Genomic DNA, 12,500 nt, shown 5'->3' on the forward strand with positions numbered 1-12,500 from the left:
CTGTTCCTGTTTCACAGCAGTAATAGTGATCTAACAGTAATTCTCATAGCCCCGAATTCAGGCGTCAGTCTCCCCCGACAATCCCATCTTCATACCCGCAACTGTCCACAGTAGTATAGAATCGACTCATCACTATTGGTTCGGTAACAGATAACCATTCCACATATGCAGAAACCAATCTGGCTTGCCTCATATCCCCGTAGCGGAAATACCTACCTGCGAACTATTCTATTTCACTGTTTTGGACTCAGATCAGCAAGCATTTATCCTAATGACCTGGGTACAAATGAATACCTGCAGAAACAGGTTGGTCATATTGAACATATTGATGGGAAAATCCAATTCCCTCCCGGTACAAAATTCCCAGTAATCAAAACCCATGAAGTGCCACCTGATAATAATCCGACTATCTACCTTGTTCGTAACGGTTACGATGCAACACTCAGCCTGCATGACTGGCTTGACAACAATGTAGATTTATCCGATATCATCATCGGAAAACAACCTTTTTCTTTAACTTGGTCACGTCACCTGGAAGCCTGGCACCCGTGGAACCGGCCAAACACCCTTTTTCTCCGTTTTGAGGAAATCACCACAGACTTGCCGTCATTATTAAAGCAGTTGAGCACCTTTCTTAATCTGCCCATATTGTCTGAAACCGTTCCAAGCCGCGATCAGATTGCAGCAAAGGATGGAAAATGGATACGCGCACAACACAGCCATAAAAGCAGGATATTTACTTCGAAGCAGCGTCATCAGTTCAACCACGAAAATGCTGCAATGATGAAACAACTCGGCTACCCACTGGTTAGTGAAAAATTGACTCATCAGCAGTTGCCTGTTGTGAGTCATAACAACAAGGAGTATCTGCTTGGAGGAATCACATCTACTGACAACCTGAAAGACTTCTTTAGAATGATCAGGCCGGTCGCGATAACAACTCCACTGATTCGAATTGGCGAAGACAACGATGGCGGTTACCTTGTTCCTGACGATTTGGATTTGATCCAGGCCTGTTTTTCTCCGGGTGTATCAGATATCTGCCAGTTTGAAGAGGATCTTGCCGAACGCGGAATCAAGTCCTTCATGACCGATTATTCAGTAGAAGCAGCACCTGTTGAAAACCCCTTGTTTCACTTCAAGAAGCGACACCTGGGATTAACAAATGACAGTCAGACAATTCGGTTGTATGACTGGGTTAATCAGGAGATACCGGAGGCAGGTGATGACCTGGTTTTACAGATGGATATTGAGGGCGCTGAGTACCAGGTATTACTGGATACTCCTGCAGACACCTTACGAAGATTCAGAATAGTGGTTATAGAGTTCCACGGATTAACACGACTTTTCGCATCCGCAATATTTACATATATGCAGCAGGCTTTCAGGAGACTGACAGATAATTTTGAGGTTGTACATATGCACCCGAACAACTGCTGTCCAGTGAGGATGCATAAGGGTTTTGAAGTACCCGATGTCCTTGAATGTACCTTTTATCGTAAAGATCGGGCTCATGCTGTTATCTCTGATGCACAATTGGCGTTCCCCCATGCACTTGATGCTCCGAACGTACCGCATAAAGAGGATATCAAGTTGCCCACATGCTGGAGCTCAGACGAATGGCAGGGAAATATTCAACTTTTGTGACGGACTTTCCAAAACAGGTGAACCAATCCAGCATATCAATCTGCCCCAGGAGGAAGCGTACCATCGCAACAGGGATGCAATCGTTGACTTGCTAATGCTTGGACTGGCTCAGGAACTGGAATGCGGAATTGTTGAAAACCATTTTGGTGGCAAACGAAATTATTCCGGTTTCTCACGATTGGCAATGCAGTTGAATGCGAACAGGCCAATCTTGATGCACTTGATTGGAGCACAAAGTGTTAACTCCTTATTTCCTTTATGGGGCATAAAGGAACAACACTAAATAGTGTGCCGGGATTTTATAAATCTTACATTGTCACCTTGTTCATGCCTGCCTGATGACCCAGATACCAGCGATAGGTCATCGAAAGCCCCTCTTTCAGATCGATACTCGCTCTCCAGCCCATACGCTGTATTCTACCCACATCCAGTAGCTTACGGGGCGTGCCATCCGGTTTGCTTTCATCAAATACCAGGCGTCCTTCATAGCCGATCACTTCTGCCATTGTCTGTGCCAACTCAAGGATAGTGCAATCAATGCCGGTACCGATATTGATATGTGACATCATCGGACTGGTGTTGGCGAGATACTCGCTACTATCAAGATTCATGATAAAAACACTGGCATCTGCCATATCATCCACGTGCAGGAATTCACGCATTGGGGTCCCTGTTCCCCAGATAACAACTTCATTGTCACCTGATAGCTTTGCTTCATGTATACGACGCATCAAGGCTGGAGCAACATGACTGTTTTGCGGATGGAAATTGTCATTCTGTCCATATAAATTCGTCGGCATGACACTGCGGTAATCTCGCCCGTACTGGCGATTATAGCTCTCGCATAGCTTGATACCGGCGATCTTTGCAATCGCATAAGGCTCGTTTGTAGGCTCCAGTTCACCAGTAAGCAGGCACGTTTCATCCATCGGCTGTGGTGCCAGGCGTGGATAGATACAACTTGATCCCAGAAATAGCAGCTTCTGTACATCATTGTTACTTGCGGCATGAATGACATTGCATTCGATCATTAAATTGTCAAAGATAAAATCAGCAGGATATGTGTCATTTGCATAAATACCCCCGACTTTCGCTGCAGCAAGGTAGACCTGGTCTATTTCCTGATCCTGAAAGAACTCCTCGACTTCCTTCTGATTGGTCAAATCCAGTTCGGAGTGATCGCGAGTAACAATCTCACAACCACCTGTCGACTTCAGCGCACGTACGATTGCCGAACCAACCATGCCTGTATGACCAGCAACATAGACTCTTGTTTTATTCATATGAGGTTTCTAATCCCATCATGCTGACAATAATTAAGAGGAGACATCAACTCGCCTGTCTAACCGGGCAGTTCGGTCCCGATTTGCTTGCAAAGCTGTTCACGCTGCGCCTCCTTTATGTCAGTGCTTACCATCTCCTTGACCATCTCCTCAAATGTTATTTTGGGCGTCCATCCCAACTTCTCCCTCGCCTTCGTGGCATCTCCCAGCAGTGAGTCAACTTCTGTGGGACGAAAATAGCGTGGGTCTACAGCGATAATAGCTTCTCCGGATTCACTATCGATACCCTTCTCATTCACCCCGGAACCAGACCATTTGATCGCAATCTCCAACTCTTTGCATGCAAAGTTAACGAAGTCACGCACTGAATACTGCATACCGGTCGCAATGCAAAAATCCTCAGGCTCATCCTGCTGCAACATGAGCCATTGCATTTCAATATAGTCGCGAGCGTGTCCCCAGTCCCGTTTTGCATCAAGGTTTCCGAGGTAGAGGCAGGACTGCAAACCCAATTTGATACGGGCCAGTGCACGGGTAATTTTTCGCGTAACAAAAGTCTCACCACGCATTGGCGACTCATGATTGAAAAGGATGCCGTTACATGCATACATACCGTAAACTTCACGGTAGTTAACCGTAATCCAGTATGCATAAAGCTTGGCTACTGCATATGGGGAGCGGGGATGAAATGGTGTGTTTTCATTCTGAGGCATTTCTACCGCTTTACCGTAGAGCTCTGAAGTTGAAGCCTGGTAAAAACGGGTTTTCTCTTCAAGGCCAAGAATACGAATCGCCTCTAGTATTCGCAGCGGACCTATTGCATCAGAGTTTGCTGTATATTCCGGCTCTTCGAATGAAACTGCCACATGTGACTGCGCAGCAAGGTTATAAATCTCATCCGGTTGTACTTGTTGAATAATCCGAACCAGGCTGGATGAATCAGTCATGTCTCCATGATGAAGAAAGAAATGCAGATGATCTTCATGTGGATCCTGGTAGAGGTGATCAATACGATCGGTATTGATCAGGGAAGTTCGGCGCTTGATGCCATGAACCTCGTACCCCTTCTCCAACAGGAATTCTGAGAGATATGCACCATCCTGACCTGTAACTCCCGTGATAAGAGCTGTTTTCATTTACATAATTCCTTGATCAGGTATGGCCCTGATTCATCGACGAGCCTGCTGATATTCTGTTAAGCATTCGGCGTGATAACTCAACGCATGAATTTTTATGCCATACCCATGATATCGTCCAGCGCAGAACCGTCCTTATCTGCATCGAGGATTCCGGTCAGCATTCCGCCAAGCCCTTCAGGTTGCCCAGCTGATGCATTTCCCAACCCTTTCTTTGCCATTGCCCCCATGGCTACGCTGGCTAGCATTGGCAGCATCTGCTTTAAAATACCGCTATCAACTCCACTGCTTTCAGCTGCACGCGATGCAACCTGGCGACTGACATCCTTGCTACCAAGGATATGTCCCAGAATTTTATTCCCTTCCTCAACAGTTCCAGACTCAGCCAACACCTCGGGCTGGTCAATGTACTTGCTGTGATTGCCTCCGGTCAGTGCACCAATAAGATCGCCAAGCCCCTGGGAGCCACTCGCGTTTTTGCTAATTCCCTGTGTCAAAGCAGGAAGCAACGCACCCATGGCTGACTTTGCCTGGCCTTCATCAAGCTGGAAGTTGTTCGCTACCTGTCGCACAACATCTCCATTTTGTGCACTTAAAATTGTTTCTAGCAGATTCATTGATTTACTCCGAACTGAATTTGATTCTAAAGAAACTGTTATCTGTACTGCAATCATATGAGAATACCACTCAATTCGGAAAATCTGGGCAAATATTCACTACCGCGAGATCAAGACGCATATTGTGACGAGATAAAGTACATTTGGCTGAAGAGAGATGATCCCTCGCATCCCAAACAGGTTATAGTCAGAGCCATTGGCTGAAGCAACAGATGAGATATGACCTCGCAAATTGAACGCCTGAAAGTGTTAAGCGCCGGAATTCTTAGTCTCATCCTGATGGTGGGAATAGCACGCTTTGCCTACACTCCTCTACTGCCCTTGATGCAGCAACAGGCTGGTTTGGGCGTTTCCGAAGCGGGATGGCTTGCGGCCATCAATTACATCGGCTACCTCAGTGGTGCAATCTGGGCATCATTAATCAGCGACCTGGTTCTGAAAGACCGCCTCTACCGTCTTGGCCTGGTGGTTGCTGTCGTATCGACTTTCGTCATGGGAATCACAGACAATTTCTGGTTATGGTCCCTCTCCAGGTTCTTTGCAGGCCTGAGTAGTGCCGCCGGATTGCTGGCTGGTTCCGGCCTGATCATGAACTGGCTGATCCGCCATGAACATCGCAGTGAGCTAGGCATCCACTTTGCCGGAATAGGACTGGGTATCGCTTTATGTGCATTCCTGGTCGAAATAATGAGCAGCCACTTGGTCTGGAGTGAACAGTGGATATTTCTGACTCTCATTGGTGCCTTGATTCTCATTCCAGCCTGGAGATGGCTGCCCAGGCCAGAGAAAACAACAGTAACGCGTACCGGCAAGGAGATGGTTGATCGCCCACCAGGAAAAACTTTTTTGCGCCTGTTTATGCTGGCATATTTCTGTGCCGGTGTCGGTTACGTGGTGAGTGCGACCTTTATCGTTGCAATCGTAGAGCAGTTGCCCGGCCTCGAGGGAAATGGCTCGTGGGCTTTCCTGATCCTGGGGTTAGCTGCAGCACCTGCATGTATGTTCTGGGACATGGTCGCCAGAAAAGTTGGTAATTTCAATGCCTTGATTGCTGCATTCACGCTGCAGATAGTAGGCATCCTGATATCGGTTGTTGAAGCAAATCTCTACGTTGTATTGCTCGGATCTGCTTTATTCGGTGGGACATTTATCGGGATTGTCAGCCTGGTACTTAGTATGGCGGGGCGCTATTACCCTACCCGGCCGGCAAAGATGATGGGCAAGATGACCATATCTTATGGCGTGGCTCAAATCCTCGCACCTGCAGTGACAGGTTTACTTGCGGAATATAGTGGAAACTATAGCGATGGTCTCTACATGGCAGCCATCATCATGGCATTCGGCACCCTGCTGATGTTCAGGCTGAAAGCGATCGATCAGAATGAAATGAAGAACTCCGGTACGGGCTCGCTGTAATTGGTGACTGAAGCCAAACACAGTTCACCGGATGCACCGGAGCATGATTCAATGCTGTTCGACTCTCCCTCAGGACAATCAATCCTGCCAGAAGTGCTTACCAGCCTCATCACGGGCCTGCTGCTCTGAAATACCAATATCATCCAAATGATCAGGAGTTAATTGGCCCAGTTGGCTGCGTTGCTTTCCACGCTGATACCAGGTCTCTAATGTCATAACGAGTGCTGGCAGAACCTTGTTCTCGCCTACAAGTGAATCAATCCACTCGAGGAAACCGAGTGTCTGGTTATGGATGAGTTGCTGTGTTGTCATGACGTTCCCTCCGTTTCAGTTTCAGGGCTGTTTGTTGATGTGTAGCAGTTTAGCGCCACAACTGTTATGGTGACAGATACAAATTACAGGAATTTAACCGTAACAGTTTGCGAGGTTGTTATGCTCCGGCACGAACAGGTTTCCGAGACAATTGCCCATATGATCACCAGTGGAGCACTGTCGCCTGGCGACAAGGTGCCTTCACTGCGCAAAATGAGCCAGGATGCAGGTGTTAGTATCAGCACTGTTTCCCAGGCCTATATCAATCTCGAACACCAGGGCGTTCTTGAAGCGAGGCCGCAATCGGGCTTTTATGTAACCGAGCATGCAGTTGACACACCACAGGCCCCGGAAATGAAGACCACGGCGGCAGAACCCTGCTGCATTCCGTTTCGGGACCTGTACAACACCATCTTCTCCCTCGCCGGGCGCTCCGACATCGTTCCGCTGGGTGCGGCCGTGCCCTCGACCAGCCTGTTGCCGGTGAAAGGCCTCTTGCGTGCGACAAGGCGCATCATGACCGAGGAACCGGAACGCGTTGTCAGTTATGCATTCCCTCCCGGTGTGCGCGAGTTGCGCGAGCAGATTGCACTGGCCTACACGCGTATGAATACAAAAGTGGATGTAGACCAGATCATCATCACGACCGGTGCGACCGAGGCACTCGCACTGGGCCTGCAGACCGTGACACGACCGGGCGATGTGGTGGCGGTTGAATCACCAACCTACTTTTCAGTTCTCAAGTTAATGCAGCAGTTGGGCTTGATGGCGGTTGAAGTGCCAACAGACCCGGAAACAGGCATGGACCTGGATGCACTCGACCAGATTATGGAAACCAGTGACGTCAAGGCGGTCATTACCGTTCCCAACTTCCAGAACCCGCTGGGTTTTACAATGCCTGACGAGAATAAACAACGTCTCGTCGAGATGCTGACTGCTCGGTCAGTACCACTACTTGAAGATGATATCTATGGAGACCTGCACTTTGGTGACCGACGCCCAAGCCCGTGCAAACGGTTTGACACCAAAGGCATCGTCATCAGCTGTGGCTGCTATTCAAAGAATATTGCACCAGGGTATCGTGTCGGCTGGGTCGTTCCGGGGCGATATTACAAAGAGGTACTGGAACGCAAACAGGCATTTAACAGTGCAACGCCAACACTAACGCAACTCGCCGTAGCAGAATTTCTCAAGAGCGGAGAGTATGAGCGCAGCCTCAAACGTCTACGCGCAGCATTAAAAAGAGAAGTCGGCTGGGTGCGTCACATGATCTGCCAGCACTTCCCGTCAGAAACAAAAGTGACGAATCCTGCCGGTGGTTTTATTCTGTGGGTGGAACTCCCTTCGAATGTGAGTGGACGTGATCTGTTCGACGAGGCACTGAAAAAGAATATCAGTGTCACCCCGGGGGTACTCTTCTCTTCATTAAGGCATTACCGGAACTGTATCCGTATCAATTGCGGTTACGATCAGGACACTGTGAAGGAGGATACTTTCATCACACTTGGCAAGCTGGTAAAGAAACTGGCGTTGGGAAAATAATCGCCTGGCCTCCTGTCCATCAGGTAACATATTTCATATACGTGATTAAAAATGAGATAATCAGATCTAACCTGTTTATTCTGTTTCTCATACCTGTAGGTGGAATACGTGGATACAGGCATCATAGAACCAATGGTTTCACATAATGACCCGATAGCCCCGGTCATTTTTGGCGTCACCCTTATACTGGTGGCTGCACTGGTTGGCCGCTATGCTGCCCGCGCATTAAAACAAACCTCCGTTCTTGGTGAACTCCTTATGGGTGTTCTGCTGGGAAACCTTCTCTACCTGTTCGGTTATGACCTGATCATCATCCTGCGTGAAGGAATAGGATGTACTGAGATCGCACAACTTGTCATGGCCGGCATGCCGGTTGATGAGTGTGTCAGCCGTGCTGTCGACAATAAAAATGCAGCTGATGTATTGAGAATCATCACCGGACCCAATGGAAGTGAGTACCTTGCCATTGCACAGGCAGTCGATGTCTTCTCCCGTTACGGGGTTATCTTTCTGCTTTTCCACGTCGGACTGAATACCTGTATCGCAGAACTGAAGCAGGTTGACTGGGACTCTATTCGTGTTGCCATCATCGGCGTGGTCGTTCCCTTCGCACTCGGCTTCATGGTGAGCTGGTGGTTACTGCCCAGCACATCACATTCACATCACATGTTTCTAGGTGCAACACTTGGTGCAACCAGTATCGGGATTACTGCTCGCGTGCTGCAGGACCTGAATAAAACCACCTGCAGGGAATCACATGTAATACTCGGAGCGGCTGTCATGGACGACCTGCTGGGACTGGTGATGCTCTCCATCGTTTCCGGCATCGTCGTCACCGGCAACATGGATTTCCGCAGTATTTCAGAAACTGTATTCCAGGCTTTTCTCTTTATTACCGTCGTCCTGATGCTTGGGCCCTACATCATCAGGGTATTGATTCGTCTGCTGCGCAAACTAGACGAGATGGAAGCCAAGCTCTTCATCTCTTTCGTGTTTGTCATGACATTGGCATGGTTTGCCAATCTTGCCGGCCTGGCAACAATTATTGGTGCTTTTGCGGCCGGTTTACTCCTGCTCGATTCGCAATTTACCGAGTGGGGAAAAGAGGAAGAGCAGAAATACTCTATCCAGGAGCTGTTCGCCCCGATCGAGGCAATCCTGGTTCCGATATTCTTTGTTCTCATGGGAATACAGGTAAAACTGGAGACCTTCCTGGACTGGAATGTCCTCCTCTTTGCAGGCGCCTTGATTATTGTCGCCGTGATCGGAAAACTGGCTGCCGGTCTTGGTGCTTTTGGCAAATTAAATAAAATTGCCGTCGGCATCGGCATGATGCCACGTGGCGAGGTAGGTCTTGTATTCGCATCCATCGGCAAGACCCTGGGCGTTATTGACAGCACCCTCTTCTCCGCCGTGGTACTGATGGTGATCTTTTCCACATTGATCACACCCCCACTGCTCAAGATAGCAATGGCGAATTGCGAAACAGGGCCAGATGACAAGGGCAAGGTTTATTCAAAGCTTTGCAAGTAGGGAAGTTGGAAGCATATACTCAAAGATAACCAATTTTTTCAGAAAACAGGATTTTCCCTCGTGAAATTTTTAAGCCGTAATATATTAACCGGTTTTATAACCATTATTCCGGTCACACTGACTCTCTACCTGCTCTACTGGCTGATTGTGTCGGTTGAGACAGTTCTGGGCGACCTGATTAAATTGGCACTTCCATCCGGTCTCTATTGGCCTGGCATGGGAGTCATTGCAGGACTGTTTCTGTTTTTCGCCGTAGGCCTGCTGATGCATGCGTATGTCGTTCGGCGCCTGTTTGCGATGAGCGAACAGATTCTCTACCGCATGCCTGTAATCAAGTCGATCTATCGTTCAATCCGTGACTTTTTCGACTATTTCTCACCAAAAGAGAAGGATGAGTTTGAGCAGGTCGTCGCTATTACTATTGGCGATACGGATATGCAGATCATCGGATTTGTCACCCAGGACAATCCCGATCACATACCGGAAGGCTTACGCCAGGATGACCACGTACTTGTCTACCTGCCCATGAGCTACATGATCGGAGGTTACGCGGTACTTGTTCCCAGGAATTCGATCCGCCCACTGGATCTCAACATGGAGGAAGCAATGCGTTTTGCCCTGACTGCCGGTGTTACGGGAGCCGTCAATACACCGCATGAGACTGAAGAGGGAGTGGGAAAGTAAATTCTGAGCTATAGTTACTTAACTGGTTGTGATGATCTACCGACTAGCACCTGTTGATTCAAGAAGGGAAAACAAAATCATAAGCCACTGTTTTAATTAACGATTATTTGCCAGGAGATAACCATGCCATCAACATTCCAGTCTATCGACATCGACGCTCCTGTTAACGAGGTCTGGGAAAAATTGGGCAACTTCCATGACATGTCATGGGCGCCAAATGTTATTACCAAGCTGGATATGGTTGGAGATATTGATGGCAGTGAAGCAGGTGCTAAAAGAATCCTGAATGATGCCTTTCATGAAACCCTGGTAGAGATCGATCACGACAGTGCTTGCCTGAAATATTCAATCGACGACGGACCATCACCTGTTTCCCGGGATGAAGTAACAAATTACTACGGTCTTGTAACCCTGTCTCCGACAGCAGATGAGAAGGGAACTCATGTCGAGTGGACATCGTCATGGGACTCGAACAAAGAAGATGCCGTCGAATTCTGCCATGGCATCTATGTCGCACTTCTCGAAGAGTTAGCCAACTCATTCAAGCAGTAACCTGTCTGAAATGCATCCAGCTGTGCCTGCAAGGTGATCATTGTGCGCCGCACGACTGCAAACCTGGTTCAAATGGGCTATTCTTGACAGCATTACAAAAAAATATGACGGAAGCTCTCTAATATCAAGGCAGAGCGAAACTGTCAGACAAGTGGAAAAAACAAGAATAAGCCGCTTGCTTGAGCTGGAACCAAAGGACAGTTCAACAAACTGGAGGAGGTGGATGTGAACACTGTTGAATCAAACAATATAGGTGTATTGACTGTCCTGGTCACTCAATTCCGGCGTAGCCGACTCCCAAGGTTACTGGAGATCAAGGAGTCTGTTATACATGGAAACAAGATCAGTGAAGAGGATATTGAATTTCTCAACAATGTGATTTCAGACGCCAATCACGCAATACCTACAGTTAATGGTGTTCCTGAACTACACAGCTTTTGCAGCCATGTCACACACCTGATTCAAACGATAACAGAACGGGCATTGATCAATGAGGAGAAAAACTTTCTGCCTGATCTGAGTAATGATCAGCGAACTCACTCGCCCATCATTACTCCAAAAAAGGCTGCCAGAGCCGTCACCCTCACCCCAGGCTATTCCTGACCAACACTTGCAGTATCCAGCTTAATTGCCCTGGGCTTTGCTCATCATTGCCTCCCTCTCTTCCCATTGCTGATAGATATTGTCAGACCACTTACTCTGGAAAAATGTGATCACGTCATCTATTTCTTTTGCTGACAACTTATCCTTAAAGGGTGGCATACTGCCACCAAGCGGAATTCCCCCAATACGAATCTGTCGTCGTAATATATTCATTGGATGGTGCCAGGCATGGGCAGATCCATTTAACGGCGGTGGAGGATACTTGCCATCGACGCCAGGCTGCTTCCAGTTTTGTGTTGCCTCTGCATTTTGCCCATGACAGCTTGCGCAGTTCTCTGAAAACAGCTTCTCTCCATTCTTAACCTGGTCATCGGTATACCAGCGTCCTGCGGCAATACTGTCCGTTAGCAGAAGTAAAATTGTCGCCCCCAGTAAAGTGTATCGAATCATTCTCATTCCACTTACCTCAATACTGTGCGTAGACAGATGTGTTGTTATCCGGATCAACTTCCAATACGGCATAGCTGTCCTTCCTGTGACCCTCCATTCCAGGTGACCCCATCGGCATACCGGGAACTGTTAATCCTGAAATTTCGGGTTTTTCAGATAACAGGCGCTTGATGTCTTTTGCAGGCACGTGTCCCTCGATAAAATAACCATCTACAGTGGCTGTGTGACATGACTGCAGTCCCGCTTGCACACCAAATTCCTGTTTAATTGGCTGCATATTGGATCGGTCTCTTGTGCTCACCGTGAACCCATTTGAACGCAGATGATCGACCCATTCGTTACAACAGCCACATGTGGGGCTTTTATAGACAATCACTTCAGCCGCTTCCACTGGCTGAGTTGAAACATTAACGAGTAGCGCTGCTGCTCCGCCTATCATCCCAACGAAAATCGTGAATAAAAATACTTTCCTTAATGACTGACGCTTCCCAGTTTTTGACTCTTTATCTTGAATGCTATTTGTTCTGCCTTGCATACTCATATCGACAACCTCTCGATGCTGACGAGATCATGCTCATACATGATTTCTGATATTCATATCGATTGATCAGACGATTGGAATTAACATTCTCAATCTCTGTTCAACCTGTAAACAGGTGGTATTAACCAAGCCTGGAATCAGATTCAGGTTATCGGAGGTCGAAAGAAAACAAACGGGGGAGCAA

Annotated in this window: 13 protein-coding genes; 7 read left to right on the forward strand and 6 right to left on the reverse strand. The window is 47.8% G+C overall.

Annotated elements, in window-relative coordinates:
* The first annotated feature begins 165 nt into the window (after positions 1-165).
* Entirely contained in the window at positions 166-1,647 is a 1,482-nt protein-coding gene (locus BOW06_RS08040) for a sulfotransferase domain-containing protein (RefSeq protein WP_078453085.1), read from the forward strand.
* A 308-nt stretch (positions 1,648-1,955) separates the two neighbouring features.
* Here BOW06_RS08040 and fcl read toward each other — a convergent pair whose 3' ends face one another.
* The 3 genes from fcl to BOW06_RS08055 all read right to left on the reverse strand — a co-directional run bounded on the left by fcl (position 1,956) and on the right by BOW06_RS08055 (position 4,683).
* Complete coding sequence (fcl, locus tag BOW06_RS08045) at positions 1,956-2,930, reverse strand: GDP-L-fucose synthase (RefSeq protein ID WP_078453086.1); 975 nt, start codon at positions 2,928-2,930, stop codon at positions 1,956-1,958.
* Between the two features lie 59 nt (positions 2,931-2,989).
* Entirely contained in the window at positions 2,990-4,066 is a 1,077-nt protein-coding gene (gene gmd / locus BOW06_RS08050; protein WP_078454623.1) for a GDP-mannose 4,6-dehydratase, read from the reverse strand.
* Between the two features lie 95 nt (positions 4,067-4,161).
* Positions 4,162-4,683 carry a DUF937 domain-containing protein gene (locus BOW06_RS08055; protein WP_144077457.1) on the reverse strand — a complete coding sequence of 174 codons (522 nt, stop codon included), beginning with the start codon at positions 4,681-4,683 and terminating at the stop codon, positions 4,162-4,164.
* A gap of 219 nt (positions 4,684-4,902) precedes the next feature.
* Between BOW06_RS08055 and BOW06_RS08060 the strand changes: the two genes are divergently transcribed.
* Positions 4,903-6,099 carry a YbfB/YjiJ family MFS transporter gene (locus BOW06_RS08060; protein ID WP_078453089.1) on the forward strand — a complete coding sequence of 399 codons (1,197 nt, stop codon included), beginning with the start codon at positions 4,903-4,905 and terminating at the stop codon, positions 6,097-6,099.
* Positions 6,100-6,177: 78 nt separating this feature from the next.
* Here BOW06_RS08060 and BOW06_RS08065 read toward each other — a convergent pair whose 3' ends face one another.
* Positions 6,178-6,411, reverse strand: coding sequence for a DUF1127 domain-containing protein (locus tag BOW06_RS08065; protein WP_043117325.1), 234 nt, complete (start codon positions 6,409-6,411; stop codon positions 6,178-6,180).
* 120 nt (positions 6,412-6,531) lie between these two features.
* Here BOW06_RS08065 and BOW06_RS08070 point away from each other — a divergent pair, with 120 nt between their 5' ends.
* From BOW06_RS08070 to BOW06_RS08090, 5 genes are all read left to right on the forward strand, one after another.
* Entirely contained in the window at positions 6,532-7,953 is a 1,422-nt protein-coding gene (locus tag BOW06_RS08070; RefSeq protein ID WP_179115148.1) for an aminotransferase-like domain-containing protein, read from the forward strand.
* Positions 7,954-8,061: 108 nt separating this feature from the next.
* Positions 8,062-9,486, forward strand: a complete 1,425-nt coding sequence (locus BOW06_RS08075; RefSeq protein WP_230209674.1) for a cation:proton antiporter — start codon at positions 8,062-8,064, stop codon at positions 9,484-9,486.
* A gap of 60 nt (positions 9,487-9,546) precedes the next feature.
* Entirely contained in the window at positions 9,547-10,170 is a 624-nt protein-coding gene (locus tag BOW06_RS08080; protein ID WP_043117328.1) for a DUF502 domain-containing protein, read from the forward strand.
* Between the two features lie 123 nt (positions 10,171-10,293).
* The gene (locus tag BOW06_RS08085; RefSeq protein ID WP_043117330.1) at positions 10,294-10,722 is read left to right on the forward strand and encodes an SRPBCC family protein; all 429 of its coding nucleotides are present in this window, start codon (positions 10,294-10,296) and stop codon (positions 10,720-10,722) included.
* 225 nt (positions 10,723-10,947) lie between these two features.
* On the forward strand, positions 10,948-11,325 hold the full coding sequence (locus BOW06_RS08090; RefSeq protein WP_078455018.1) for a hypothetical protein: 378 nt from the start codon (positions 10,948-10,950) through the stop codon (positions 11,323-11,325).
* Between the two features lie 21 nt (positions 11,326-11,346).
* Here the strand turns inward: BOW06_RS08090 and BOW06_RS08095 are convergent, their stop codons facing one another.
* Positions 11,347-11,775 carry a c-type cytochrome gene (locus BOW06_RS08095; protein ID WP_230209675.1) on the reverse strand — a complete coding sequence of 143 codons (429 nt, stop codon included), beginning with the start codon at positions 11,773-11,775 and terminating at the stop codon, positions 11,347-11,349.
* 16 nt (positions 11,776-11,791) lie between these two features.
* The gene (locus BOW06_RS08100) at positions 11,792-12,316 is read right to left on the reverse strand and encodes a DUF411 domain-containing protein (protein WP_305953070.1); all 525 of its coding nucleotides are present in this window, start codon (positions 12,314-12,316) and stop codon (positions 11,792-11,794) included.
* Positions 12,317-12,500 lie beyond the last annotated feature (184 nt).

Origin of the sequence: Solemya velum gill symbiont (assembly GCF_002020255.1) — a bacterium.
Lineage (GTDB): Bacteria > Pseudomonadota > Gammaproteobacteria > Chromatiales > Chromatiaceae.

What these genes read in the sequence shown, in the direction of transcription:
- BOW06_RS08040 (WP_078453085.1), top strand. Translation starts at nt 166, where the DNA reads ATGCAGAAACCAATCTGGCTTGCCTCATATCCCCGTAGCGGAAATACC.
- fcl (WP_078453086.1), bottom strand. Translation starts at nt 2,930, where the DNA reads ATGAATAAAACAAGAGTCTATGTTGCTGGTCATACAGGCATGGTTGGT.
- gmd (WP_078454623.1), bottom strand. Translation starts at nt 4,066, where the DNA reads ATGAAAACAGCTCTTATCACGGGAGTTACAGGTCAGGATGGTGCATAT.
- BOW06_RS08055 (WP_144077457.1), bottom strand. Translation starts at nt 4,683, where the DNA reads ATGAATCTGCTAGAAACAATTTTAAGTGCACAAAATGGAGATGTTGTG.
- BOW06_RS08060 (WP_078453089.1), top strand. Translation starts at nt 4,903, where the DNA reads ATGACCTCGCAAATTGAACGCCTGAAAGTGTTAAGCGCCGGAATTCTT.
- BOW06_RS08065 (WP_043117325.1), bottom strand. Translation starts at nt 6,411, where the DNA reads ATGACAACACAGCAACTCATCCATAACCAGACACTCGGTTTCCTCGAG.
- BOW06_RS08070 (WP_179115148.1), top strand. Translation starts at nt 6,532, where the DNA reads ATGCTCCGGCACGAACAGGTTTCCGAGACAATTGCCCATATGATCACC.
- BOW06_RS08085 (WP_043117330.1), top strand. Translation starts at nt 10,294, where the DNA reads ATGCCATCAACATTCCAGTCTATCGACATCGACGCTCCTGTTAACGAG.
- BOW06_RS08095 (WP_230209675.1), bottom strand. Translation starts at nt 11,775, where the DNA reads ATGATTCGATACACTTTACTGGGGGCGACAATTTTACTTCTGCTAACG.
- BOW06_RS08100 (WP_305953070.1), bottom strand. Translation starts at nt 12,316, where the DNA reads ATGAGTATGCAAGGCAGAACAAATAGCATTCAAGATAAAGAGTCAAAA.